At 69.7% G+C, this 26,443-nt stretch carries 19 protein-coding genes; 6 read left to right on the forward strand and 13 right to left on the reverse strand.

Features of this window, described 5'->3' with window-relative positions; all coding sequences use genetic code 11:
- Window positions 1-67: 67 nt before the first annotated feature.
- Complete coding sequence (locus BM43_RS13430; protein WP_036055252.1) at window positions 68-4,081, reverse strand: DUF748 domain-containing protein; 4,014 nt, start codon at window positions 4,079-4,081, stop codon at window positions 68-70.
- Window positions 4,082-4,446: 365 nt separating this feature from the next.
- Window positions 4,447-5,907 (reverse strand): DUF1254 domain-containing protein, encoded by a 1,461-nt coding sequence (locus tag BM43_RS13435; protein WP_036055251.1) that lies wholly within the window; start codon window positions 5,905-5,907, stop codon window positions 4,447-4,449.
- Window positions 5,908-6,300: 393 nt separating this feature from the next.
- On the opposite strand from BM43_RS13435, the gene BM43_RS13440 reads away from it, so the two are divergent.
- Complete coding sequence (locus tag BM43_RS13440; protein WP_025099378.1) at window positions 6,301-6,654, forward strand: DOPA 4,5-dioxygenase family protein; 354 nt, start codon at window positions 6,301-6,303, stop codon at window positions 6,652-6,654.
- 234 nt (window positions 6,655-6,888) lie between these two features.
- Here BM43_RS13440 and BM43_RS40395 read toward each other — a convergent pair whose 3' ends face one another.
- Window positions 6,889-7,089 (reverse strand): hypothetical protein, encoded by a 201-nt coding sequence (locus tag BM43_RS40395; RefSeq protein WP_124083588.1) that lies wholly within the window; start codon window positions 7,087-7,089, stop codon window positions 6,889-6,891.
- Here BM43_RS40395 and BM43_RS13445 point away from each other — a divergent pair.
- Together BM43_RS13445 and BM43_RS13450 are read left to right on the forward strand one after the other, a co-directional pair.
- The gene (locus BM43_RS13445; protein WP_052409137.1) at window positions 7,083-8,957 is read left to right on the forward strand and encodes an alkaline phosphatase family protein; all 1,875 of its coding nucleotides are present in this window, start codon (window positions 7,083-7,085) and stop codon (window positions 8,955-8,957) included. The two genes, BM43_RS40395 and BM43_RS13445, sit on opposite strands and share 7 nt — an antisense overlap.
- Before the next feature lie 220 nt (window positions 8,958-9,177).
- Window positions 9,178-12,573 (forward strand): heavy metal translocating P-type ATPase, encoded by a 3,396-nt coding sequence (locus tag BM43_RS13450; RefSeq protein ID WP_080742043.1) that lies wholly within the window; start codon window positions 9,178-9,180, stop codon window positions 12,571-12,573.
- On the opposite strand, the gene BM43_RS13455 is transcribed toward BM43_RS13450, so the two are convergent.
- The 3 genes from BM43_RS13455 to BM43_RS13465 are packed head-to-tail and all read right to left on the reverse strand — an operon-like array spanning window position 12,570 to window position 14,210.
- A complete protein-coding gene (locus BM43_RS13455) occupies window positions 12,570-13,028 on the reverse strand; it encodes a hypothetical protein (RefSeq protein ID WP_144417659.1) in 459 nt (152 codons plus the stop codon). The genes BM43_RS13450 and BM43_RS13455 overlap by 4 nt on opposite strands.
- A 10-nt stretch (window positions 13,029-13,038) precedes the next feature.
- Window positions 13,039-13,578: a hypothetical protein gene (locus tag BM43_RS13460; protein ID WP_144417660.1), complete on the reverse strand. Its 540-nt coding sequence runs from the start codon at window positions 13,576-13,578 to the stop codon at window positions 13,039-13,041.
- Window positions 13,579-13,601: 23 nt separating this feature from the next.
- Window positions 13,602-14,210 carry a trimeric intracellular cation channel family protein gene (locus tag BM43_RS13465; protein WP_013691606.1) on the reverse strand — a complete coding sequence of 203 codons (609 nt, stop codon included), beginning with the start codon at window positions 14,208-14,210 and terminating at the stop codon, window positions 13,602-13,604.
- Between the two features lie 199 nt (window positions 14,211-14,409).
- On the opposite strand from BM43_RS13465, the gene BM43_RS13470 reads away from it, so the two are divergent.
- Window positions 14,410-15,327 carry an HTH-type transcriptional regulator ArgP gene (locus BM43_RS13470; protein WP_036055248.1) on the forward strand — a complete coding sequence of 306 codons (918 nt, stop codon included), beginning with the start codon at window positions 14,410-14,412 and terminating at the stop codon, window positions 15,325-15,327.
- A 286-nt stretch (window positions 15,328-15,613) separates the two neighbouring features.
- Here BM43_RS13470 and BM43_RS41715 read toward each other — a convergent pair whose 3' ends face one another.
- From BM43_RS41715 to BM43_RS13480, 3 genes are all read right to left on the reverse strand, one after another.
- On the reverse strand, window positions 15,614-15,769 hold the full coding sequence (locus tag BM43_RS41715) for a hypothetical protein (RefSeq protein WP_013691608.1): 156 nt from the start codon (window positions 15,767-15,769) through the stop codon (window positions 15,614-15,616).
- Between the two features lie 239 nt (window positions 15,770-16,008).
- Window positions 16,009-17,223 carry a hypothetical protein gene (locus BM43_RS37520; protein WP_052710570.1) on the reverse strand — a complete coding sequence of 405 codons (1,215 nt, stop codon included), beginning with the start codon at window positions 17,221-17,223 and terminating at the stop codon, window positions 16,009-16,011.
- A gap of 190 nt (window positions 17,224-17,413) precedes the next feature.
- Complete coding sequence (locus BM43_RS13480) at window positions 17,414-18,109, reverse strand: MgtC/SapB family protein (protein ID WP_036028634.1); 696 nt, start codon at window positions 18,107-18,109, stop codon at window positions 17,414-17,416.
- 129 nt (window positions 18,110-18,238) lie between these two features.
- On the opposite strand from BM43_RS13480, the gene BM43_RS13485 reads away from it, so the two are divergent.
- Together BM43_RS13485 and BM43_RS13490 are read left to right on the forward strand one after the other, a co-directional pair.
- A complete protein-coding gene (locus BM43_RS13485; protein ID WP_036057073.1) occupies window positions 18,239-19,348 on the forward strand; it encodes an AGE family epimerase/isomerase in 1,110 nt (369 codons plus the stop codon).
- Window positions 19,349-19,598: 250 nt separating this feature from the next.
- A complete protein-coding gene (locus BM43_RS13490) occupies window positions 19,599-20,045 on the forward strand; it encodes a PaaI family thioesterase (protein WP_013691612.1) in 447 nt (148 codons plus the stop codon).
- A 71-nt stretch (window positions 20,046-20,116) separates the two neighbouring features.
- Here BM43_RS13490 and BM43_RS13495 read toward each other — a convergent pair whose 3' ends face one another.
- The 4 genes from BM43_RS13495 to prpC form a co-directional block, all read right to left on the reverse strand.
- Window positions 20,117-21,217, reverse strand: coding sequence for a CaiB/BaiF CoA transferase family protein (locus BM43_RS13495; RefSeq protein ID WP_036055247.1), 1,101 nt, complete (start codon window positions 21,215-21,217; stop codon window positions 20,117-20,119).
- Window positions 21,218-21,257: 40 nt separating this feature from the next.
- On the reverse strand, window positions 21,258-22,448 hold the full coding sequence (gene prpF / locus BM43_RS13500; RefSeq protein WP_036055246.1) for a 2-methylaconitate cis-trans isomerase PrpF: 1,191 nt from the start codon (window positions 22,446-22,448) through the stop codon (window positions 21,258-21,260).
- Window positions 22,449-22,585: 137 nt separating this feature from the next.
- The gene (acnD, locus tag BM43_RS13505; RefSeq protein WP_036057072.1) at window positions 22,586-25,180 is read right to left on the reverse strand and encodes a Fe/S-dependent 2-methylisocitrate dehydratase AcnD; all 2,595 of its coding nucleotides are present in this window, start codon (window positions 25,178-25,180) and stop codon (window positions 22,586-22,588) included.
- Window positions 25,181-25,246: 66 nt separating this feature from the next.
- Window positions 25,247-26,416: a bifunctional 2-methylcitrate synthase/citrate synthase gene (gene prpC, locus BM43_RS41895; RefSeq protein ID WP_013691616.1), complete on the reverse strand. Its 1,170-nt coding sequence runs from the start codon at window positions 26,414-26,416 to the stop codon at window positions 25,247-25,249.
- Window positions 26,417-26,443 lie beyond the last annotated feature (27 nt).

Genomic DNA, 26,443 nt, shown 5'->3' on the forward strand with positions numbered 1-26,443 from the left:
CGGCCGCGGACTGCGCCGCCGATGCGCCACGAGGGCCCGCGCCGTCCATCGGCGCGGGCCCTCGCGTTCATTTGAGCCCGAAGTCGACGCGCGTGGTCGCGCCCTTGTCCTCGATGCCCTTGGCGTCGAGCCTGGGCGCCACGATGAACATCCGGCTCGCATCCACCTTGCCGTCCAGGTACTGGCGCACCGCCTGCGCGCGCTGCTGGGCAAGCTCGCGCAGGGCCGCGTCGTCGGCCGGCGCGTGCGCCTCGAGCGCGGCCTTCATGTCCGCGTCGGGCAGCGTCTTCTGCATGCCGATCAGGTTGCGCGGCTTCTTGAAGTCGGCCGCCTTGTAGGCCTTGGTCAGGTACTTCGTGTATTCCTCCGGCGTGACCTTGACCGTCATCGGGTCGATGCTCTCGCCCTGCCCCACCACGTCCTTGAGCTTCTGCTGGCGCACCAGGCGCTCGACATAGGCATCGCGCAGGCCCGGCGCGTCGCGCGCGGGATCGACGCGGCCCGTCAGGTCGAGGCGGATCGAGGGCTTCTCGGCCAGCATCTTCGAGATGGTGTCGAGCTTCTGCTTCGAGGCGTCGGAGAGCGTGGCCACGCCCGGCGCGAATTCGACGTAGCCGAGCTCCTCGCCGTTGCCGCCGAAGGCGCTGGCGATCAGCGAGAACGGCGCCGTCACCGCCTTCTTCAACAGGTTCAGCACGGCATGCCAGATCAGCCCGCCGATGCTGAACTCGGGGTTCGACAGCGAGCCCGACACGGGGATGTTCACGTCGATCTCGCCGCGCGAGTTCTTCAGCAGCGAGATCGCCAGGCGCACCGGCAGCTTGGTGGCCGTGTCGTTGTCGATGTGGTCGCCGAAGGTGAGCTGGTCGATGAAGATGTGGTTGTTGGCGCTGAGCTGGTCGTCGGCGAGTTGGTAGTGCAGGTCGACGTTGAGCTTGCCCTTGGTGATCGGGTAGCCGGCGTACTTCGCCGAGTACGGCGTCAGGTTGGTCAGCTCGATGCCGTGCGCCGAGGCCGTCAGGTCCAGCGCCGGCTTGGCGATCAGCGGATTGACCGAACCCTTGATCGAGATCGGGCCGTTGCCGGCCAGGCTGGCCGCGATGTCGACCGGCGCGCTGGTCTGCGAATCGGTGCCGAACGCGCCCACCGTGCCCTTGATCGCCACCAGGTCGGCCGTGTAGTTCGGGCGGATGAAGTTGTCGGTATAGGTGACGCGGCCGTCCTGCAGCACCAGTTCGCCAAAGCGCATCCGCACCGGCTGGCTCGGCGCCGGCGCGGCCTTCACCACCACGCTCGGCACCGAGGCCGGCAGCGGCGCGGCGGCGCCCGAGGCGGCGTTGGCCGAGGCCAGCGTGCCGGCCACGCTGGAGGCGGCCGAGGCAGGGCTGGCCGCGGCGGTCGCGGTGGTCGCCGAAGCGCCCGAGGCCGGATGCGCGCTCGCCGCCGCGACGGCCGCGGCCGTCGGCGACAAGGGCACCGGTTCGGCGCCGCTGGCGTCGCGCGTCAGCGATTGCGCCGGGCCGCTCTGCCTGGCCACCACGTCGTTGAGGTTCAGGCGCCCCTGCGCGTCGAGCAGCACGCGGCCGTAGAAGCCGGAGAAGGTCACGCGCGAAGCGTCGACATCGGTGCCGCGCTCGCTGTCGTAGTTCGCCTTCAGGTTCGACAGCGCCAGCGAACGCCAGCCCGCGAACGGGTCCGAGCTGGCCTTGTCGAGCATCCGCACGTCCACCACGGCGAGATCGCCGCGATACGAGGCCTTGGTCGCCGCCTTCGCCTGCGACACCGCCAGGTTGCCCTTCGCGTTGAGCAGCGCGCTGGCGATGGTGGCATTGAGCGCGCCGCCGAAATACGGCTCGAAGGCGGCCGCATCGAGCCGGTTGCCGTCGATGCGCAGCTTCGCGTCGAGCGGCGTGGCCGTCACCTCGCCCGCCACCGCGAAACTGCCCTTGCGGTTCAGCGTGGTGCGCAGCGAAACCGGCAGCGGCTTGGACAGATCGTCGGTGAGCGGCCCGACCTTCACGTCGAGCGGCGCGAACGCCAGCTTCACGGGGCGCGGGGTGGACAGGTCGGTGAAGCTGGCCTTGGCGCCGGCCAGGCTCAGCTCGCCGATCCGGTAATGCCAGGGCGCGGTGGTCTTGCCGTTGGCCGGCTTTGCGGCCGGTTTCGCGGCCGGTCTGGCGGCGGTTTTCTCCGCCGGCTCGCGACGCGCGCCGCGCGCGGATGCCGCCGGCTCGGCCAGCGCGGCCAGGTCGATCTCGCCGTTCTTCAGGCGCGCCGCGTCGACGTCCAGGCCGTTGATGGCCACGCTCGCCACCTCGGCCGTGCGCGCGCCGAGATCGATGCGCGAGAGCTTCACGTCGGCCTTCGAGAAGGCCAGCACCGGCGCCTTCGCATAAGGCGCGCCGATCTTCAGCGCATCGAGCGTCAGGCTGCTGGGGCCGACATTGGCCGCCAGCTCCGGCTTCGACCAATCCGCGAAGGCGTCGATCGAGGCGCCGAGCCTGCCGTCGAGCAGCTTCGCCGAGCTCGCCCCGGCCAGGTACGGCGCGATCGCCGGCAGCGCGAAGCCGTCGATGCCCAGATGGCCGCCCACCTGCTGCTGGGCCAGGCTGACGGCGCCGGCCGCGTTCAGCGCGCCGCCCTGGGCGAGCTGGGTCGAGATCCAGAACTTGGCTGGCTGCCGGCCCTGCAGCGTGAAGCCGGACAGCGTGGTCTTCAGCTTGGCGAGCGTGAGATCGGCGGCGGGGGCCACCGAGGCGTCGCTGATGTGGATGGTGCCGTCGTCGATCGCGAGGCGGGCGATCGTCAGGTCGAGCGGTTGCGGCTTCGCGTCCTCGGCGGCGGGCTTGGCCTGGGCCTGCGTGCTTGCGCTCGCGCCGCTCGCCGCGCCTGCCGGTGCCGACGCGGCTGCCGTGACGGCCGCCGGCGACGAGGCCGCGGCGGGCGCCGCCTTCGCGACGTTCCCGGCCTTCGCGTCGTTCGCCGCATTCGTCGCGCCGCCCTGGGCCGCTGCCAGCTTCTGCACGTTCAGCACGCCGGCCGCATCGCGCGTGAGCGTGAGCACCGGCGCGTCGACGCGGATCTCGTCGAAATGCAGCACCTGCCGCAGCGGTTCGAGCGAGCCCGCCGCCACATGCACGGCGCGCGCCGCGAACAGCGGATGGTTCGCCGCGTCGCTGAGATTCGCGTCGGCCAGGTCGACCGTGCCCGACACGCGCAGCGCGGGCGTCTCGCCGTCGATCGAGAAGCGCAGCACCAGGTCGCTCGACAGCCTGCCGGAACTCATCTGGACCGGCAGCCTGGCCGGCGCGTAGGACAGCAGCTTGGGCACGTCGAGCCCGTCGAACTTCAGGTTGATCTCCGATTCGCGCGTCTGCGAGAAGGGCTTGGTCTTGCCGGTGATCGCGATCGGGCTGCCGTCGAGGCGCAGCTTCAGGGTCGGCTGCACGAAGATGTCGGTCTTCGAGGGCAGGGTGGCGACGAAGGGCACGCCGAGCGCCCATTGATCGACCACGTGCCGGGCGCCGAGCAGGCGATCGTCGAAGTCGATCCGGCCGTCGGTGACCTGGATGTTCGACACCGAGAAGCGCGTCGGCCCGGAGGACGAGGGCTGCGACGGCTTCGAGAACTTCTCGATCAGGTCGGTGAAATTGAAGCGCTGCGCGTCGTAGCGGACGATGTGGAAGCGCGGCGCGTCGATGCGCACCTCGTCGACGATCGGCGCGCCGCGCAGCAGCGAGCTCCAGGCCGGCCGCACGGTCAGCTTGCCGATGTCGACGAAGGGGCCTTGCCCGCCGCGCTCGCCGATATGGACGCCGTCGGCCTCGAGCCGCAGCGTGTAGGGGTTCAGCGCGATCCGCGCGATCGTGGCGGGGCGGTCGAGCTGGCGGCTCAACTGCTGCTCGGCGATATGGCGGATCAGCGGCGGCGCCGCGAAGAAACCGAGCAGGCCGAACACGACCAGGAAAATGAGGATGCCGAGCGCGACGCGCCTGGTGCGGCGCGACCGGGCCACGTCGCCGAGCCGCTTGCCGACGGACGGACGGGAGTTCTCAGGTTGATTTTTCTGGATGCTGGCCATGCTGAGGTGCCGTTGAGAGGACGACGAACGTCGTCTGCAAAATCGGGACGGAAAGCCCGGCTTTCCGAAGTATAGGCGCTCGGCGGGCATGGGCGATGTCGCCTCGTAGGCGATCGCCAGCCGCGACGACGCATCTCGCGATGGTGCTGCCGGGCGGCCTGCCCGTCGCACCTTCAAAGCGGGTCGATGCTCGCCAGTCGTGGATTATACGGAAAGCGTCTGCTCACTTTTCATGACAGGGCGAAGCGCTTGCCCGATTCATTCCAACCAGTCGGCAATACACCCCGCCCCAAACGAAAACGGCGCCCGAAGGCGCCGTCTGATTGCTTCGATAGCAACCGCTCACTTATGCATTAGCCGCCCATTTACTGGCGCACCAGCGGCGGCGGCTGCCAAGAGCCGTCGGTCGCCTCCGGTTTGGGCGCATAGAGACGCAGCGCCAACTGGAAATCGGCGCGCGGCGCGGGCAGCCAGTTGGCCGCGCGGGCGCGGCCCGGCGAGCTGGCCGATACGACGATGTCGACCGAGCCGTCGCGATTGCGCTGCAGCCGGTCGAGGCTGCCGATCGCGCGCCGGCCACGGCCCGGATCGGGCAGCGCGCCGTCCGCCGTATAAGGCGTGAGCGACCAGAACGCACGCACCGGCGGCAGTTCGCGCGCCGCGAAATGCAGCACGTAGCGGCGCCCGCCGTTCAGCGCCTCGCCATCGCCGTCGACGGCCACGATCGCCACCGTGTCGTCGTCGCGCGTGCCGGCGCCGAAATGCGTCGCCGCCGCGTAGGCGCGCAGCGTGTAGTCCTGCCCGTAGCGGCCGGCATCGCCGCCGAGCCAGCGCCAGCCGTCCGCCGCGAACAGGTTCGACGGCGGCGTGCTCAGCCGTGCACGCGCATCCTCCACCCCGCGCGCGGCGGCGGCGAGCCGCTCGCCGCTCCAGTCGGGCTCGACGCCGGCCTTCACGCCGATCTCGTCGAGCACCTGGTCGACGTGCGGATCGGGCTGCGGCGGCGGATTGTCGGGCAAGGCGCTGGCGAAGCGCGAGAAGAAGGCCTTGGCATCGAGCGCGGCGACGCGGGCAGCGGCGCTTGCCGAGGTGGCCGCGCCGTTGTCCGCGTTCGCGTCGGCCGCGGCAGCCCCCGCCGCGGCCGCGCCGCGCGCCGGACGCGCGCTCCAGGCCGACAAGGGCACCAGCCGAACCGCGCGCTGCCAGCGCCGCGCCTCGGCCAGCTCGCGCCCGGCGCCGCCGCTGCGCACGCGCACGCCGAGCCAGGCGTGGCGCGCCGGCAGGTCGACGCGCTTAACGCCGGCCGGCAGCGTGCCCTGGAAGCCCGGCCCGACCAGCGCAATCGTTTGCGCCCGGCTGCTTCCATTACGCGGATTGGCCTCGGCGCCCGTCGACCAGACCACGTTGGTCCACATGTCGAGCACACGCGCGTCGAGGTAACGGCCGCGCGTATCGGGCAGGGAAAGGATCAGCGGTTCGGTGCCGACATCGAGCCAGCCGCTCGCGTCGAGCGTGTCGATGCCCGGCAGCGGCGGATTGATGGCGCCGGCGGGCGGCAACGAAGCGTCGATGCGCAGCGTGTTGGCGGGCGCCTGGCCGGGACCGGCGGCGCCAGGATCGGTGGCGGCCTGGCGCGCCACCTCCATCATCACCAGCGGGTAGGCATACAGGTAGGAGTCGGCGACCTCGCTGCGCATCCAGCCCGTCTTGCGGGCGACGACATCGGGCGGCTGCTGCGGCGACGCGCAGCCGGCCAGCAGGACGAACACGGCGGCCGTCGCGCCGAAGGTCAGCCGGGCGACGGGAAGTTGGCGAAAGATTGTCATTGGTGTTGGCGCGCGGCGCAGCCTGGCTGCGCATGTTGAGCGGCAGCCGGACGCGCGGGTCTTCCTCGTAGCGTGTGACGGGCTGCATTCGATTCCTCGAACGGCGTGCATCGTACCGCGCGCGTCGGAACAAAAACAGTGGGCATGCACACCTCTCGATGCCGGAAACCACATTGAATCCTCATGCGCAGCAATACGGCAAAATATTGCGTCATTGTTGAGTTATTCACATGCGTGAGATTCGCCACGATGGGGCCGGATCCAGCACCCCGTCTCGATCCGGAACCTTTTCCACAGGACACCTCGCCGGGCAACCGGCGCCATGCCACGCAAGCCCCGGCCGAAATCGCGCACAATGATCGCTCGCCCTTCCCGACATCCCGTTCTCCCTTCATGACCCTACTCGACCCCGCCAGCATCGATAGCTGGCACGCTCACGTCTACTTCGACGCCGACAGCCGCGACGCCGCGTGGGCACTGCGCCAGGTGATCGACGAGCAGCTCGGCGCTCGCGTGCAGCTCGGCCGTTTCCACGAACGCCCGGTCGGCCCGCATCCGATGTGGTCGTACCAGCTCGCCTTCGACGGCAGCCAGCTCACGCCCGTGCTCGGCTGGCTCGCGCTCAACCACGGCGCACTCGACGTGTTCGTCCATCCGAACACCGGCGATGCGCTGCGCGACCATCGCGATTGCGCGGTGTGGATCGGCCGCTCGCATCAACTGCGTCTCGAGGCGCTGTTCGGCTAGCCGGCCCTGCCTCCTGCCGCTCGTCGTTCGGGTGATCGCATCGCTCGATGCATCTCCCGAATGATTCAACCTGGAGTTTCGAATTACCGGCAATTGATCGCCGATGAGATTCAATCCGAATTTCCTGAAATCGGCAATCGATTCGCATTATTGCTTCCGCGAAATGAACGACATATTTAATTAAGCATTTCGCCAAGCCACACCCCGCCTCTTCCGCCGAATTTCCCCGTGAAATCATCGATTTTTGTCGCTTGATGACATAAATCCGTCGAATTCCATCAGCCCCGCGGCTTTTTGATTTTTCATGCTGCGTGGGCGAGATCGCGTTGCCATTTTCGTTTCATCTTTCGCGGTTATCGTGCTGGGCGCCGTCGACTGGCCGGGCGGCGCCATCGTGCCTGTCACCCCATAAACAAACGAGGCATCCAATGACATCGAACAAACGCCGCGATTTTCTGAAACTGGGAACCCACACGCTGGCCGCCGCCGGCATGGCGTCGGTCCTGCCCCCCGCGATCCGTAACGCGCTCGCCCAGACCACGCCGCCGGGAAAGCTCGCCGACATCGAGCACGTGATCATCTTCATGCAGGAGAACCGCTCGTTCGACCATTACTTCGGCATGCTGCCGGGCGTGCGCGGCCTCTCCGATCCGCATCCGGCGCCGCTGCCGAGCGGCCAGACGATCTGGTACCAGCCGAACAACGGCACGGGCAGCTACGCCGCGCGCAATCCCTCGGGCAAGCTGGTGGCCAACGTGATGCCCTATCCGCTCAATCCCGGCACCGGCAGCCCCGTCAATTACCAGGGCGTCAATCTCAATCACGACTGGAAGGGCTCGCAAAGCACCTGGGCCAACTGGAACGCCTGGATCCAGAAGAAGGGCTACAGGAGCATGGGCTACCTGAAGCCCGCCGACCTGCCCTTCTACTACGCGCTCGCCAATGCCTTCACGGTCTGCGACGCCTATCACTGCTCACTGTTCGGCCCGACCAACCCGAACCGCCGCTACCTGTGGACCGGCACCTCGGGCGCCGGCACGATCACCAATTCGTCCTGGACGCACTACATCGTCGAGAACGACGACCTGTGGGAGAGCAACGTCACCTCGGATCCGGCCAACGACAGGGGCCAGCAGAACGGCTGGGACTGGAAGACCTATGCCGACGTGCTCGAGGACAACCAGGTGAACTGGAAGGTGTACCAGGGCTACGGCAACTACGGCGACAACGCGCTGGCCTACTTCAACCCGTTCCGGCGCGGCGGCGATGCCGACAAGATCGCGCGGGCGCGCAGCTACGGCGGCAAGTCCGGCGACAACGACGCGCAATCGGCCAACGGCCTGATCGCCGCGCTGCAGGCCGACCTGGCGGCCAAGGACGCGAACGGCAAGAGCAGCTTCCCGGCCGTCTCGTGGATCGTCGCGCCCTATACCTATTGCGAGCACCCGACCGCGCTCTCGAGCGACGGCGAATCCTTCGCCGAGCGCGTGATCAACACGGTGATCGGCAGCAAGGACGTGTGGAGCAAGTGCGCGATCTTCATCACCTATGACGAGAACGACGGCTACTTCGACCACGTGCCGCCGCCGATCCCGCCGCTCGACGGCTACGGCAAGCACAACCTGCAGACCGCCGCCGGCACGCCGATCGATCTCGGCGACGAAACCTACCAGTCGACCCCGATCGGGCTCGGGCCGCGCGTGCCGATGATGGTGGTGTCGCCGTGGAGCAAGGGCGGGCGCGTGTCCTCACGACTCTCGGACCACACCTCGGTGATCCGCTTCCTAGAGACCTGGCTCACCGCGCGCGGTTATCCCGCCGGCAAGGTGCAATGCCCGAACATCTCGGCCTGGCGCCGCGCCGTGTGCGGCGATCTCACCGAGACGCTGAACCTGGCGGCGCCTGTCAACACGCCGAGCGACTCGGACGTGCTGCACTGGTCGATCACCGAGCCGAGCAACGGGCCGAACTCGAGCTACGCGCCCTATCCGTATTCGGACGGCGATACCTTCTCGCCGGGCGTGCCCGCCAAGTCGCGCGGCGCCTGCCCGCTGCCTTACCAGGCCGCGGTCACGGCCCGCAAGTCCGGCACCTCGATCGCGCTGAGCTTCGACAATACGAAATCCAGCGCCGCCGCCACCTTCATCGTCTATGTGAACGCCCTGAGTTCGGCGCAGAAGGTGTTCCACTACTCGGTGGCGGCCGGCACCACGCTCGATGATTCACTGGTGCTGAGCGCGAGCGACAGCCAGTGCCAGGTGTTCGGGCCCCCGTCGCCGGGCGGGTATTTCTGGAAGTTCTGACGGCACCCGGGGCAACCCGGTGATGGGTAGCGGCCCGCTCTGGCGGGCCGTTTCGCTGTGGGCGGCCGTCACCCGGTCTTCGGGGCGGGATCGCTTGCACCCCGAAACGTCGTCGGTCGCGCAAGGTCGAAATCATCGTCGAGAAAGCGCTTGACCTTCCCATGATGGGAAGCTTGATACTGCGTCCATTGTCGGCTTCGGCCGCTTCCGACCGGTAAACATGATGAACGACCTGTCCCATCCCATTACGCCCGAGACCACCGAGCTGGACGTCGAGGGCATGACTTGCGGCGGCTGTGCCCGCCGTGTCGAAACCGCGCTGGCCCAGTTGCCCGGCGTGATCTCCGCCCATGTCGACCTCGCCGGCAAGACCGCCAGCGTCAGCGCCGCGCCTGAAGTGGGGGCCGCGAGCCTGGTCGAGGCCGTCGAACGCGCCGGTTATCGCGCCCAGGCGCGGGCTCGCGGGATTGAATCGGCTGTCGCGCTGCGTGTGACGGGCATGACCTGCGGCGGCTGCGCGCGGCGCGTCGAGAAGGCGCTGGCCGCCGTGCCCGGCGTCGCGCAGGCAAAGGTCGACCTGGCCGCCACGCGGGCCGAGGTGGAATTCGCCGCCGATGCCCAGGTGGATGCGCAGGCCCTGGTCGCGGCGGTTGCCGCGGCGGGTTATCAGGCCGAGCGTATCGAGGGCGACGCGGTGGACTTGGCGGCACCTGCCGGGCCGGCTCCGCAGCCAGCAGCTCCGCCGGTCGCGGTCAGCTTCGTGCCGATGCCGAAGCCGAAATCGCGTGCGAAGCCGGCGGCAAGCGATGCGCATCACGCGGAACCGGCGGCGATCGAGCAGGCTCCCGCACCGACCGCGGCTTCGGCTGCGGCTCCGATCGAACTCGATATCGCCGGGATGACCTGTGCGTCGTGCTCGAATCGCGTCGAGAAGGCGCTGGCCCAGGTGCCGGGCGTCTCGCGCGCCAGCGTCAATCTCGCCACCGAACGCGCCAGCGTCCGCGCCGAAGCTTCCGTTTCCGCCGCGCAGCTGATCGCGGCCGTCGAAAAGGCCGGTTATCGCGCCACGCCGCTCAGCGCCGGCGCCAGTGACATCGAGAGCGCGCCGGCGCCGGCAGCCCCGGCAAGGCAGCCGATCGAACTCGAGATCGGCGGCATGACCTGCGCTTCCTGCTCGGGCCGCGTCGAGAAGGCACTGGCGCAGGTGCCGGGCGTCTCGCGCGCCAGCGTGAATCTTGCCACCGAGCGCGCCAGCATCAGCGTCGAGGATTCCGTTTCGGCCGCGCAACTCGTCGCCGCCGTCGAGAAAGCCGGCTATCGCGCCACGCCGCTGGTCGTCGACGAACCCGTTCCCGCTCAATCCCCCGACGCGCCGGCCATCGAACTCGAGATCGGTGGCATGACCTGCGCTTCCTGCTCAGGCCGCGTCGAGAAGGCGCTCGCCCAGGTGCCGGGCGTCTCGAGCGCCAGCGTCAATCTCGCCACCGAACGCGCCAGCATCAGCGCCGAAGCCGCCGTGTCGGTCGCGCAACTGGTGGCCGCCGTCGAGAAAGCCGGCTATCGCGCCACGCCCGCTGCCGGCTCGGCCGGCCCGATCGGCACGGCAGCCCCTGCCGCCACCTCCCCCACCGCCCCGCGCCCGAGCGCCGAATCGCGCAAGGCCGCCGAGGCGCGCCGCGATCTCCTGCTGCTGATCGGCTCGGCCGTGCTGACCCTGCCGCTGGTCGCGCCGATGTTAGCCGCGCCCTTCGGCCTGTCGTTCATGTTGCCCGCGCCGCTCGAATTCGTGCTGGCCGCGATCGTGCAATTCGGTTTCGGCGCGCGCTTCTACCGCGCCGCCTGGCACGCGCTGCGCGCGCGCGCCGGCAACATGGACCTGCTGGTCGCGCTCGGCACCTCGGCCGCGTTCGGCCTGAGCGTCTGGCAGATGCTGCGCGCGCCGGAGCAGGCCGGGCACCTCTACTTCGAGGCGGCCGCCGTGATCGTCACCCTGGTGCGCTTCGGCAAATGGCTCGAGGCGCGCGCCAAGCGCCAGACCACCGACGCGATCCGCGCGCTCAACGCGCTGCGCCCCGATCGCGCGCGCATCGTCGAACAGGGCGTGGAACGCGAGGTGCCGCTGGCCCAGGTGCGGGTCGGCTCGATCGTCGCGGTGCGGCCGGGCGAACGCTTCCCGGTGGACGGCAGGATCGCCGCCGGCGCCTCGCACGTCGACGAATCGCTGATCACCGGCGAGAGCCTGCCGGTGGCGAAAGCGCCCGGCGATCGCGTCACGGCCGGCTCGATCAATGCCGAAGGCGCGCTCAGCGTCGAGACCACCGCGATCGGCGCCGAAACCACGCTGGCCCGCATCATCCGCCTGGTCGAATCGGCCCAGGCCGAGAAGGCGCCGATCCAGCGCCTGGTCGATCGCGTCAGCGCCGTGTTCGTGCCGGCCGTGCTCACGCTCGCGGTGCTGACCTTCGCCGGCTGGATGCTGGCCGGCGCGCCGGCCGAAATCGCCATCCTCAACGCGGTGGCGGTGCTGGTGATCGCCTGCCCCTGCGCGCTCGGGCTCGCCACGCCGGCCGCGATCATGGCCGGCACCGGCGTGGCCGCGCGCCACGGCGTGCTGATCCAGGATGCGCTGGCGCTCGAACTCGCGCAGCGCACCGCCGTGGTCGCCTTCGACAAGACCGGCACGCTGACCGAAGGCAAGCCCTCGGTCACCGCCTTCGAGCCGATCGGCACGACGCGCGAGACGGCCATGGCCATCGCCGCCGCGATCCAGCGGCACAGCGAGCATCCGCTGGCCCGCGCGATCGTCGCGGCCCACCACGGCGAAGCGCATGGCGAGGCGCGCGCGCCTCAGGCGAGCGACGCGAAGGCGGTGGCCGGACGCGGCGTGGAAGCGCGTATCGACGGCACGCGCCATGCGATCGGCAGCGCGCGCTGGCTCGACGAACTCGCGATCGAGGTGCCGGCCGCCGCGCGCCAGCGTGCCGCCGAACTCGAGGCGGCCGGCAATACCGTGTCCTGGCTGATGCGGCTCGACGCGCCGGCGGCGGTGCTGGCCCTGATCGCCTTCGGCGACACCGTGAAGCCGAGCGCGCGCGAGGCGATTTCCCGGCTGCATGCGCTGGGCATCCGCACCGCGCTGGTGACGGGCGACAACCAGGGCAGCGCGACGGCCGTCGCGCGCGAACTGGGCATCGACGAAGTCCACGCCCAGGTCCTGCCCGACGACAAGGCACGCGTGATCGCGCAGTTGAAGGCCTCGACCCAGGGCGTGGTGGCGATGGTCGGCGACGGCATCAACGACGCGCCGGCGCTGGCCGCCGCCGATATCGGCATCGCCATGGCGACCGGCACCGACGTGGCGATGCACACCGCCGGCATCACGCTGATGCGCGGCGACCCGGCCCTGGTGGCGGCGGCCATCGACATCTCGCGCCGCACCTATCGCAAGATCCGGCAGAACCTGTTCTGGGCCTTCGTCTACAACGTGGTGGGCGTGCCGCTGGCCGCCTTCGGGCTGCTCAATCCGATGATCGCCGGCGCGGCGATGGCCTTCTCCAGCGTCAGCGTGGTGACCAATGCGCTGCTGCTGAAGATGTGGAAGGGCGAGGCGCGCTAGGCTCGGCGGCTGCGGGCGGAATCGGGCGGAATCGGCGAGGGCAGTTGCGCGTCGAGGCAGGCAATCGCGGCCAGCAGGGCGTCGAGGTAGAGCGGCATCGGCACGCGTTCGAGCAGGCCGTCGAAGCACCGCAACACGGGTGCGACGGCGGCCTTTTCGCTTGCCTGCAGGGTTGCGGCCGGCTCGGGCGATGCCGTGCATTCGAGGCGGTCGAGGCAGGCCAGCAAGGCATTCTCGGCCGCGCGAAAGCCTTGCGCATCGGCCACGCCGATGAATTCACGCAGGCGATACGCGGTATGAACCACGCCCAGCAGGGTCGCCACGCTCTCCCGCGAGCCGGCCCCGATGCAGAGCGCGTCGAGCGCCAGGTAATACTTCAGCTGGACGTCGCGCGCTTGCCGCGCCGGCATCAAGGACGGCGACGGAACCGCCTTCCTGCCTCGCCTCGCGCTCATGAACGCCCCCTCACTGACGCGACCACAGCGGAAACCCGCTTTCCATCGATTCCAGCACGGCCCGGTTGATCTCCAGATAAGCCTCGCCATAGTCATAGGCGTCGCGGCTGCGCTCGGCCGAGATCGTCCTCCGGCTGCTCGGGAAGAACACGAAGATCCGGTCGCGCACCAGCTTCATGCCGATCCGGAAGCGATGGATCGAGGTGCTTCCCGCGCCGCCGTCGATCCGCAAGGCCAGCTCCAGTTCGAACCAGACCATGCCGTGCTCGTCGAGGCCGACGGCTTCGCCTGCCCCGCCGCCGCGCGTCGACGCTTCACGCGGCGCCGCCGACAGGACCTGCGCCAGCCGCACATGCTCGCGCAAGGAGCCATCGTCGGCTTCATAGGTGGAGCGCGGCGCGTCGATGAAGTCGGCATAACCCTCGACGAACAAGGGAAGCTGCCGCCGGATCTCCCTGCCGCTCGCGATCGCCCGTTCCTCGCTGCGTGCCTGCGCCTCGCAGAGATCCCGGTAGCTCAGCATGCCGGCTTGCCCGTCGCCTGGTTCCATCGTCGCGCTCGTCGCCATCCGCCTCAATCCCGCACCGAGGTATCGAAGGCCTTCATCCGCCAGCCGTATTTCAGCGAGAGCATGCGCGTCGCGAAGCCGGCGAGCAGCGCCGCGACCGTCGCGATTTCGATCGGCATCCCGACTTTCTGCATCACGATGTAAAGCGTGGCCGTGAGCGCCGCCACGCTGGCATACAGCTCCTCGCGCAGGACCAGGGGCACCTCGTTGCACAGCAGGTCGCGCAGCATGCCGCCGCATACGCCGGTGATCACGCCCGACAACACGATGACGATGGCATTGCCGCTGACGCTCGCGGCCACGTCGCTGCCAATGATCGAGAAGGCCGCCAGGCCCAGCGCGTCGACCATCAGGAACACCGCGCGCAGCTTCGCCAGGTGGCGCACCATCCACGAACACAGCGTGGCCGCGCCAAAGGTGACGAGCAGGTAGCCCGGCTGCTCGATCCACACCAGCGGGTAGTGGCCGAGGATCACGTCGCGCACCGTGCCGCCGCCCAGCGCCGTGACCGAGCCGACGAAGGCCAGTCCGAAGCGGTCCATCCTGCGCTGCATGGCCATCATGGCGCCCGACATGGCTTCGGCGGTGATCGCGATGAGGTAGAGGATGTGCATGATGGTTTCAGACGATTCGATTCGAGGAAAAGGCCTGCGAATGCAGGGGTGCCGACGGATTTCAGCGATATCGCCTCGCTCGTGCCATGTCGCGGCGCGAATCGGAAACGACCAAGCCGGCATTGTCCCGATGCCGACTTGTCAGCGAAACCAAACTTAAGGAAACTTGCCGATGCTTAAAATTTTTCAGGATTGACGGATGGACATCGATCCCCGACAGGCAGCGGCTTTCCTCGCCGTGGTCGAGACCGGCAGCTTCGAGCAGGCCAGTCAGCGCCTGCACGTGACGGCCTCGGCCGTCACGCAGCGCGTGCGCGCCCTGGAAACCGCGCTGGGTGCCTCGCTGGTGCTGCGCACCCGGCCATGCCGCCCGACCTCCGCCGGCATGCGCCTGCTGCAATACCTGAGGCGCATCTCGCTGCTGCAGGCCGACCTCCAGGCCGATCTTGGCGCCGACCATCAATCGCCCGTGCCGGTGGCCATCGCCCTGAATTCGGACAGCCTCGGCACCTGGTTCCTGCCGGCCCTGTCGTCGATCCTCGCCGGCGACCGGCTGCTGTTCGAGATCGTGATGGAGGACCAGGACCACACTTTCGCCTTGCTGGAGAGCGGCATGACGATCGGCTGCGTCTCGACCGAGCCGAACCCGATGCGCGGCTGCAGCGCCACCGCGCTCGGCGCGATGCGCTACCGCCTGCTGGCCGCCGCCACCTTCGCGGCGCGCTGGTTCCCCCAGGGACTCAACCGCAAGGACGCGCGGCAGGTGCCGGTGGTCGCCTATTCGCGGCGGGACACGCTGTCCTCCTCGTTCCTGAAGAAGCGGCTCGGCCTGCCGGACGGCGCTTATCCCTGCCACTACGTGCCCGGCACGCACACGCATTTCCAGGCGGTCCAGCACGGGCTCGGTTATGCGATGGTTCCCGAGCTGCTGACGCTCGACCGGCCCTTGTCCGAAGCCGGGCTGGTCGATCTCGCGCCGGCGCATCCGCTCGACGTCGAGTTGTACTGGCATGCGTGGAAGGTCCAGTCGCCGAGCATGGCGTCGCTGTCGGCGCGCGTGATCAAGGCCGCGCGCAGCCTGCTGCGACACGAGGATCGAGGCATCGAATCGGAATGAGCGGATGGCGAAGCCGCTTGCGCGCATGCGCGACGAGCGTCGAGGCCGTCAGCGGGCAGCGGATCGGTGAAGAGGGATGCGTGGAATCAAGGCCGGCGGATGAGCCGAAACGGCCCGGGCCTGAAAGGGATCGAACGAGAGATCGAGCAGGGCGCTCGTGAGGCGGAATCCCGGTCCCGCGCCATCAGCGGCACTGGCGGGGTAAAACACACCCGGCAGCGCCGACGCAAGAATCAGGCGGCGGCGATGACGGGAGAAACAGCGATGAAACGAACAGCGGGGACGATCAGCGACGCAGCAGGCCGAAGCGCGACACCTGCGACTTGCGTTGACGCTCGGCTTCCGCATGGCGGGCGGCGTACGAATAGTCGCGGTCGAGCGGCAGGTGCGGCGAAACGAACAGATCGTCGATCTTTTGAAGCAGCGCAAAGATGAGGCTCATTTCCAGCTCCCAACGGACAGTGGTGATCAGGGTTTTCCCTAGGAACGAATATTAAGGGTTTTCCCTGAACAACGCTAGTGCAGCGCAGCATTCCGTGTCGAAAACGCGACGCGACACCTCGCCACACAGCATGGCGCCCCGATTTTCAACCGTTATTGCCCCATGAAACCCGCCATGAAAAAGGCCGGATCGTCGCGAGACGTCCGGCCTGGGCGCGCTTGCGAAGCAGCGTCGCGGGGCTAGCGCGCGCGGCGCTCCCGGCGCGCGGCAGCGGCAGCGGCCGGCTGCTGGCGCGAGGCCACCGCGAGGCGATTGGTCAGGCGCTGGACCTGGGCGCCGAGTTCGTCGGCACGCTGCTGGGCGGCGGCCAGATCGGCTTGCTGCGTTTCCTGCAGCGCCGTCAGGCGATCGACGCGCTGCTGCAGCCCCTGCAGTTCGGCCGCGTCGCGATGCGCACTCGACAGCGCCGCCGTCTGCAGGCCCAAGGCGACGATCACGATCACCAGCACCACCGCCAGGGCGAGCAGCAGCCGGTTGACGCGCCGCATCTCGCGATCGGCCTGGCGCCGCAGTTCGGCGCCCTCGGCCTGCGCCGCGCGCAGACGTTCGTTCAGCGGACGCAGTTGCGCCTCGATATCGATGGCCGGCGCGGCGACCGGATTCACAGCCAGATTCGCTGCCGGATTCGGCGCGGGATCGGCCGGCGAGCCGCTGGCGAACGAGGGCTCGCGCACCGGATCGACAGGCGATGCTACCGTCGCGCTCGCAGGCGGCGTGTCGCCGGCCTCGATTGCCGGTTCGGCGCTGCCCGCCGCCTGGCGCCGCCTCGAGGCCGGCGCGGATTCCGAACGCCGGCCGGCGGCGGCACGCTTCGCCCCGGCGACCTTCGGCGCGACAGCCGCCGTTTCCCCGCTGGAAGCGGCAGAGGCGGGCGCAGGCTGATCCGGTACCGCCACGTCGGCAGCCAGCCCGGCAACCGCGTCCTGCACGGCCTGCGCCACTTCGCTGGGATCCATTGCGGGCGCGGCTGCGGATTCGACCGCAGCTGGGTGCGGCGCGCCGCCCTGCGCCACGGCCGGCGCCTCGTGAACGGCCGGCTCGCCTTGCCGCACCTCGTCCGGCGCCGCGGCTTCCGGCAATTCCAAACCGTCGAAGAAGCTGCCTTGCCGCGTATCGGGCGCCGTCTCCTGGGCCGCGAACTCGGCGGCCTCGCCGATCGATGCCGTCGCCGCGCTCGGCTGGCGTACCTGCGTGCCGCGTCCACCGGCAGGCAAGCCGCCGAACAGGTCGGGCGTCTGCTCGTCCTGCGACTCACCGGCGGCCTCCGCCTCCCGTGCCCGGGCCTCGTCGTCGACGCGTACGGCGTTGCGCGCGGGGCGCTCGCCGCCGGCCGCGGCGGCGCTGCGCCGGCGCGTCGACTTGGTCGAACGGGGGGAACGGGGACGGGGAGGCATGCGGGATTCGGTCATGGATCGGTGGCTGCGCGCCCGATGTCCGGACGCTTCCGGCGCGAAGATCGCGCGGCGGAGGCGCCTTGCCCGGACAGTGGGCGAAGTTACCTGAGACGGAAAGCAGGCATTGTCGCATGCTCGCTGCCCGGCCCCGCTCCCTGTGCCGGGCAGGCCCGCGAGCGCCGTGCCCGCCTCACTCGGCGCCCGTCGCGCCCTCCTGCTCCTTGAACACCTGCACGCCCGGCAAATGCCGCAGCTGCGCCGAGATCCGCTGGTATTCAACCGGCGACACGCGCGCCAGCGAGATCGTCACGTCGTCGCATTCCGGGTTTTCCTCGCTCTGCTGCACGATGAACTGCTTCACGCGCGCGCTGTCGGCGCCAAGCGCCGCATGCAGCGAGGCGAAGGTCAGCGTGCCGCGCTCGACCAGCAGCGACATGTGTCGGCGCTGGCGCACGGTGATGTAGCGCTTCTCGAGCGGCTTGATGCCGGCCAGGATCACCAGCACGATCACGGTGGCCGCGATCGCCGCCACGTAGAGCCCGCCGCCCACCGCCAGGCCCACCGCCGCGACCGACCAGAGGCTGGCCGCCGTGGTCAGGCCGCGCACGATCTCGCCGCGCATCAGGATCGAGCCGGCGCCGAGGAAGCCGATGCCCGATACGACCTGCGCGGCGATCCGCGACGGATCGAGCACGATATCGGGCTTGCCGAGCACGTCGGCAAAGCCGAATGCGGAAACGATCATGATCAGCGCGGAGCCGACGCAGACCAGCATGTGGGTGCGCAGGCCGGCGGCCCAGGACAGGCGTTCGCGCTCGAAGCCGATGACGCTGCCGAGGGCGGCGGCCAGCACCAGCCGCGAGACGAGTTCGATGTTGTTGAGCATGCCTTCTCTCCTTCCTGTTATTGTGTCGGCGCGATACGGTCGCTGGCCGAATGACCGGAGATGGGGCCCCGCCGCCCCTTGCCCCTGGCCCTCGCCGTACCTTGATCGACCTACGAGTTCAGTTCCATGATGTCCGCTACCCGCCCCGCCACCGTCCAGGCCGCCGAACTGCGCCGGCATTTCGCGGAAATCGTGCTGCCGCTGTGGCGCGGCCCCGGTTTCGACACCGGCATCGGGCTTCCGTTCGAAGCCGTCGCGCCCGACACGCATGCGCCGCTGCCGGTCTCGCGCTTTCGCGCGATGGCCTGCGCGCGGCAGTTGTTCGTGTTCGCCGGAGCAGGCGAGTTGGCGCACGCGGACGCGCTGTTCGACGGATTGTGCCGTCATTTCCGCGATCCGCGCCACGACGGCTGGTTTTACAGCGTCGACGCGCAAGGCGCGCCGCTCGATCGCAACAAGGATCTCTACACCCACGCCTTCATCGTGTTCGCCTGCGCCGGCTACTTCGCCGCCTCCGGCAACCGTGACGCGCGCCGGCTCGCCGAGCACACCGCCGCGCTGATCGAGGACCGCTTCGCGCCGAGCGCGGGCGAGGCCTGCCTCGATGCCGCGCGCGCCGAGGATTTCTCGCCGCTCGACGGCGGCCCGCTGCAGAACCCGCTGATGCACCTGACCGAAGCCTGGCTCGCCGCCGGCGACGCGTTCGGCGACCGCGCCTTCGACGACGCGTTGCTGCGCACCGCCGGCGCGGTCGAGCGGCACTTCGTCGACGGCGCCACGGGCTGCGTCGCGGAGCTGCCGCTCGGCACGGCCGGCAACCGCTTCGAGCCGGGCCACCAGTTCGAGTGGTACTACCTGGTCAGCGCGGCCGGCCAGCGGCTCGCCGAGACGAGCCTGCCCGACGCGCTCGAACGCGCCTATGGGTTCGCCGAGCGGCATGGCGTCGATGCGGCGACGGGCGGCGTGTGCGCGGCCACCGACGCGAGCGGCGCCTGTCTCGACGCGACCCAGCGCATCTGGGCACAGACCGAATACCTGCGCGCGCTGGCCACGCGCGGCGCGCGACCCGGCTCGCCCGATCTCGCGCTGCAGATCGAGCGCTTCGCCGCCCGCTTCCTGCATCCGCGCGGCTGGTACGAGTGCAAGCGCGCGGACGGCGAGGTATCGCGCGCCGACCTGCCCTCCACCACGCCCTATCATCTGGCGACTGCCTACGCGGCCTTGCCCGGCGCGGCGTAACGACGGCGAACGGCGGCGGCACACGACAGAGGCAAGACGGCGCCGTTCACGCCGCCTTGCCCCGCCCGTTCGCAAGTCCCATGCCGCCGCCGGCGGCGCCGTCACGCTTTTCGCCTCGGTCACCGCGACCGTTTCAAGGCTTTCCTCGAATCTCCTTGCTTATCGACCGATCGCTTCCTAGAGTGGAGCGCAGGCAGCCGGCCCCCGTCGGCCGCGCGGGGCGCGACGCCCCACCAGCGAAGGAAGGTCGATGACGGATATCGTGGATCACGCGCGCGGCGCGCTCCTGGCCCAGCCGTTCAGCATGCTGCTCGGCACGGAACTCATGACGATGGGCGAGGACGAGGTGGAGCTGTGCCTGCCGATCCGCGACGAGCTCAGGCAACAGCACGGCTTCGTGCACGGCGGCGTGATCAGCTACCTCGCCGACAATGCGCTGACCTTCGCGGGCGCGCTCGCGCTGGGCCCGCGCGTGGTCACCGGCGAATACAAGATCAACTACCTGCGCCCGGCCATGAAGGGCCGCCTGCTGGCGCGCGCCAAGCTGCTGTATGGCGGCCGCAGCCAGGCGACCTGCCAGTGTCACGTGTTCGTGGTGGACGGCAAGGAGGAGCGGCTGGTGGCCGTCGCGCAGGGCACCATCAACCGGATCAGCGAGGCACGCGAGGCCGACACGGCGCAGGAATCGGCGGCCTGAGCCGAACTTGCGCGCCTCGCGACGAGGTGCAAGCATCTGGATGTCAAAAGGGACGCGAAAGCGTCCCTTTTTCATTCCTCATCCGAATTCGCGCGCGGCGTCGCTCGAGTCTCGCCCGCTCCGCCGCCATCGCCAAGCCAGGTGAAACGCGGCGCCACGCGCACGCGCAACGCGCCCTCTCCCGTGGGCGAATAAACCTCGCGCGCGACCAGGTGCGCGTGCCGCGCGGCCGCCTCGAAATCGAGCACCGGTGCCACGCAGGCATCGCTGCCCTCGAAACGCGCGCACCACGCGGCGGCCGGCTCGCCGGCGAAATGCGCGGCGAAGCGCGCCTTCAAGGCCGGCCAGGCGGCGCGCTCGTATTGCGCCTCGACCGTCACGCCGTCGAGCCCGAAGCGCTCCACGAACTGCCGGTAGAAGGCCGGCTCCAGCGCGGCCAGGCTGACATACGCGCCATCGGCGCAGCGATAGACGGCATAGAACGGCGCATCGTGGAACAGGCTAGCCGCATCGGGCGTGCCCAACTGGCCGCGCTCGCGCGCCCACAGCGCCAGCGCGCCGAGCATCGCCGCCACGTCGACGATCGCGCCGTCCACCACGCGCCCACGTCCGCTAGCGCGCGCCGCCAGCAGCGCGCTGACGATGCCGAAGGCCAGGCCCAGCGCGCCGCCCGCATCGCCGATCACGGTCGGCGGGATCACCGGCGGCTCGCCCGGCTTCACGGCCAGCGCGAGCACGCCCGTCAGCGCGACGTAGTTGAGATCGTGGCCGGCGCGCTCGGCGAGCGGCCCCTGCTGCCCCCAGCCCGTCATGCGCGCATAAACGAGCGAGGGCCGCCGCGCCGCGCAATCGAACGGCCCGAGCCCGAGCCGCTCCATCACGCCCGGCCGATAGCCCTCGATCAGCACGTCGGCGCGCGCGACGCGCGCCAGCATCGCCTCGCGCGAAGCCGGCGCCTTCAGGTCGCATTCGATCACGGTCTTGCGCTCGCGCAGCAGGTCGCCATCCTGCCCGCTCAAACCGGCCGGTCCGCCGACGCGCCCGCCCGGGCGCGCCACCAGCGTGACGCGCGCGCCCAGCGCCGCCAGCATCCAGCCGGCCAGCGGCGCCGGCCCGAGCCCCTCGAATTCCAGCACCTCGATGCCGTCGAGCGGCAAGCCCGCGTCGTTCATGCCCGTCTCCTCCTTCGATCGATCGAGGCCGCGGCGCGGCTCAGAACGCATCTCCCGGCACGCGCACCGCGCCTTCCATCAGCACGCGCGCGCTGCGGCTCATGATCGCCTTGGTGACCACCCATTCGCCGCCGGCCTGGCTGGCCTGCGCGCCGACGCGCAAGGTGCCCGAGGGATGCCCGAAGCGCACCGCCTCGCGCTCGCCGCCGCCGGCCGCGAGATTGACCAGGGTGCCCGGAATCGCGGCGGCGGTGCCGATCGCGACGGCCGCGGTGCCCATCATCGCGTGATGCAGCTTGCCCATCGACATCGCGCGCACCAGCAGGTCGACATCCCCGGCCGCCACCGGCTTGCCGCTGGAGGCCACATAATCGGCCGGCCGCGCCACGAAGGCGACCTTCGGCGTGTGCTGGCGCTGCGCGATCTCGTCGAGCGAGCGGATCAGGCCCATGCGCAGCGCGCCATAGGCGCGGATCGTCTCGAAGCGCTGCAGCGCGGCCTCGTCGCCGTTGATCGCGTCCTGCAGCTCGGTACCGGTATAGCCGATCGCCTCGGCCTCGACGAAGATGGTCGGGATCCCGGCGTTGATCATGGTGGCCTTCAGCGTGCCGATGCCGGGCACCTCCAGGTCGTCCACCAGGTTCCCGGTCGGGAACATCGCGCCGCCCGCGCCGTCCTCGTCGGCGGCCGGGTCCATGAACTCGAGCTGGACCTCGGCGGCCGGGAAGGTCACGCCGTCGAGTTCGAAATCGCCGGTCTCCTGCACCTCGCCGTCGCGGATCGGCACGTGCGCGACGATGGTCTTGCCGATATTCGCCTGCCAGATGCGCACCACCGCCACGCCGTTGTCGGGCACGCGCTCGCGCGCCACCAGCCCGCCCGCGATCGCGAACGGCCCGACCGCCGCGGACAGGTTTCCGCAGTTGCCGCTCCAGTCGATGAAGGCCTTGTCGATCGCGACCTGGCCGAACAGGTAGTCGACGTCGTGATCGGGCCGCGTGCTCTTCGAGACGATCACGGTCTTGCTGGTACTGGAGGTCGCGCCGCCCATTCCGTCGGTCTGCTTGCCATAGGGATCGGGGCTGCCGATCACGCGCATCAGCAGGGCGTCGCGCGCCGCTCCCGGCACGCGCGCGACTTCCGGCAGGTCCTCGAGCCGGAAGAACACGCCCTTGCTGGTGCCGCCGCGCAGGTAGGTGGCGGGAATCCGGATCTGGGGAACGTGTGCCATGGTGAATCTTCCTGAAAAAACGAAGGCGGCATGCTTGCCGCCCGGAAGCATCGCGGCGGCCGCCGCGATGCGCTGTGATGACTGCTCAGGCCGAGCTCATGCGATACCGATGCCGGCCGCGTGTCAGGCTCATGCCTTCACGCCGCCTGCGAGGATTCGAGGAAGTCCTGCGCGAAACGCTGCAGCACGCCGCCCGCCTCGTAGATCGACACCTCCTCGGCCGTGTCGAGCCGGCAGGTCACGGGCACCTGCAACTGCGTGCCGTTGCGGCGCCGGATCACCAGCGTGAGGTCGGCGCGCGGCTTGCGTTCGCCGATCACGTCGAAGGTCTCGGTGCCGTCGATGCCGAGCGTGAGCCGGTTCGCGTCGGGCTTGAACTCCAGCGGCAGCACGCCCATCCCGATCAGGTTGGTGCGGTGGATCCGCTCGAAGCCCTCGGCCACGATCGCCTCCACGCCGGCCAGCCGCACGCCCTTGGCGGCCCAGTCGCGCGAGGAACCCTGGCCGTAGTCGGCGCCCGCGATCACGATCAGCGGCTGCTTGCGCTCCATGTAGGTCTCGATCGCCTCCCACATCCGCACCACCTTGCCTTCCGGCTCGATGCGCGCGAGCGAGCCCTTCTTCACGGCGCCGTCCACCACCGCCATCTCGTTGACCAGCGTCGGGTTGGCGAAGGTGGCGCGCTGCGCGGTGAGGTGGTCGCCGCGGTGCGTCGCGTAGGAATTGAAGTCCTCCTCGGGCACGCCCATCTTCGCCAGGTATTCGCCGGCCGCGCTGTTGGCCAGGATCGCGTTCGAGGGCGAGAGATGATCGGTGGTGATGTTGTCGCCGAGCACCGCCAGCGCGCGCATCCCGGCGAGCGTGCGCTCGCCCGCCAGGGCGCCTTCCCAATACGGCGGGCGGCGGATGTAGGTGCTTTGTGCCCGCCAGTCGTAGAGCGGCGGCACGCTGGCGCCGGCCGTGGCGCTGCGCGCGAACATCGGCTCGTAGACGTGGCGGAACTGCTCCGGCTTGACGCTGGCGGCGACGATCGCGTCAATCTCGGCGTCGTCGGGCCAGATGTCGGCGAGCCGCACCGGCTGGCCCTGGTCGTCGATGCCGAGCACGTCCTTCTCGATGTCGAAGCGGATCGTGCCGGCGATCGCATAGGCCACCACCAGCGGCGGCGAGGCCAGGAAGGCCTGCTTCGCGTAGGGATGGATGCGGCCGTCGAAGTTGCGGTTGCCGGACAGCACGGCGGTCGCGTACAGGTCGCGATCGACGATCTCCTGCTGGATGTCGGGGTCGAGCGCGCCCGACATGCCGTTGCAGGTGGTGCAGGCGAACGCCACGATGCCGAAGCCGAGCGCTTCCAGCTCGGGCAGCAGGCCCGCTTCCTTCAAGTACAGCTCGACCGTCTTCGAGCCGGGCGCGAGCGAGCTCTTCACCCAGGGCTTGCGCGCGAGGCCGCGCGCGTTGGCGTTGCGCGCCAGCAGGCCCGCCGCGATCACGTTGCGCGGATTGCTGGTGTTGGTGCAACTGGTGATGGCCGCGATGATCACCGCGCCGTCGGGCATCTGCCCGGCGATGTCCTCGTGCGGCGCGGCGATGCCGCGCTCGGCCAGCTCGCGCGTCGGCAGCCGCTTGTGCGGGTTCGACGGGCCGGCCATGTTGCGCTCCACGCTCGACAGGTCGAAGCTCAGCGTGCGCTCGTATTGCGCGCCGGCGAGGCTGTCGGCCCACAGGCCGGCGGTCTTCGCGTAGGTCTCGACCAGCGCCACCTGCTCGTCGCTGCGGCCGGTCAGGCGCAGGTAGTCGAGCGTGCGGGCGTCGATGAAGAACATCGCGGCGGTCGCGCCGTATTCGGGCGCCATGTTCGAGATCGTGGCGCGATCGCCCAGCGTGAGGCTGGCCGCGCCGGCGCCGTGGAATTCGAGGTAGGCGCCCACCACCTTCTGCTTGCGCAGGAACTCGGTCAGCGCGAGCACGATGTCGGTGGCGGTGATGCCGGGCTGGCGCTGGCCGGTCAGCTCGACGCCGACGATGTCGGGCAGCCGCATCCAGGAGGCGCGGCCCAGCATCACGTTCTCGGCTTCCAGGCCGCCCACGCCGATCGCGATCACGCCCAGCGCGTCGACATGCGGCGTGTGGCTGTCGGTGCCCACGCAGGTATCGGGATAGGCCACGCCGTCCTGCGTGCCGATCACCGGCGACATCTTCTCCAGGTTGATCTGGTGCATGATGCCGTTGCCGGGCGGGATCACGTCGACGTTCTCGAAGGCCGTCTTGGTCCATTCGATGAAGTGGAAGCGGTCCTCGTTGCGGCGATCCTCGATCGCGCGGTTCTTGGCGAAGGCATCGGGATCGAAACCGCCGCATTCCACCGCCAGCGAGTGATCGACGATCAGTTGCACCGGCACCACCGGGTTGACCTTGGCGGGGTCGCCGCCGCCGTCGGCGATCGCGTCGCGCAGGCCGGCGAGATCGACCAGCGCGGTCTGGCCGAGGATGTCGTGGCACACCACGCGCGCCGGGTACCACGGGAAGTCGGCATCGCGGCGGCGCTCGATCAGCTGGCGCAGCGACGCGTCGAGCCGGTCGGGCTCGCAGCGGCGCACCAGGTTCTCGGCCAGCACGCGCGAGGTATAGGGCAGCGTGTCGTAGGCGCCGGGCGCGAGGGCCTCGACGGCGGCACGCGCGTCGAAATAGTCGAGCCCGGTGCCGGGCAGCGGTTTGCGATGGGCGGTATTCATGTTCTGGGGCATGCGGGGAAATTCACGGGCCAGGGCGGCGGGCGATGCCGGCCGCCCCGGGCGCGCTCAGCGCTTCTCGATCGAGACGAACTTCAGATCCTCGGGACCCGTGTAGTTCGCGCTCGGGCGGATGATCTTGTTGTCGATGCGCTGCTCGATGATGTGGGCGCTCCAGCCGGACGTGCGCGCGATCACGAACAGCGGCGTGAACATCGCGGTCGGCACGCCCATCATCCGGTAGGACACGGCGCTGAACCAGTCGAGGTTCGGGAACATCTTCTTGGCGTCCCACATCACCGATTCGAGGCGCTCGGCGATCTCGAACAGCTTGGTGTCGCCGGCATCCTTCGAGAGCTTGCGCGCGACTTCCTTGATCACCTTGTTGCGCGGATCCGAGATCGTGTAGACCGGGTGGCCGAAGCCGATCACCACTTCCTTGTTCTCGACGCGGCGGCGGATGTCGGCCTCGGCCTCGTCGGCGTCGCGATAGCGGCTCTGGATCTCGAACGCGACCTCGTTGGCGCCGCCGTGCTTCGGGCCGCGCAGCGCGCCGATCGCGCCGGTGATGGCCGAGTAGATGTCCGAGCCCGTGCCGGCGATCACGCGGCCGGTGAAGGTCGAGGCATTGAACTCGTGCTCGGCGTAGAGGATCAGCGAGATGTGCATCGCGTCGACCCATGCCTTGGAGGGCGCCTTGCCGTGCAGCAGGTGCAGGAAGTGGCCGCCGATCGAATCGTCGTCGGTCTCGGTCTCGATGCGCCGGCCGTTGTGCGACCAGTGATACCAGTACAGCAGCATCGAGCCCAGCGAGGCCATCAGGCGGTCGGCGATATCGCGCGCGCCGGGCAGGTTGTGGTCGTCCTTCTCCGGCAGCACGGTGCCGAGCACCGACACGCCGGTGCGCATCACGTCCATCGGATGCGCCGAGGCCGGCACCGCCTCGAGCGCCGTCTTCACCGCGGCGGGCAGCCCGCGCATGGCGCGCAGCTTGGCCTTGTAGGCGGCCAGCTCGGCCAGCGTGGGCAGCTTCTCGTGCACCAGCAGGTAGGCGATTTCCTCGAACTCGCAGGTTTCCGCGACGTCGAGGATGTCGTAGCCGCGATAGTGCAGGTCGTTGCCGGTGCGGCCCACCGTGCACAGCGCGGTGTTGCCCGCCGCCACGCCCGACAGCGCCACCGACTTCTTCGGCTTGAAGCCGCCCGCTGCGGCCGGCGCCGCGTCTTTCGTCTCGCTCATCGTGATGCTCTCCTGATGGTCTGGTTA

The sequence above is a fragment of the Burkholderia gladioli genome (assembly GCF_000959725.1).
Taxonomy (GTDB): domain Bacteria; phylum Pseudomonadota; class Gammaproteobacteria; order Burkholderiales; family Burkholderiaceae; genus Burkholderia; species Burkholderia gladioli.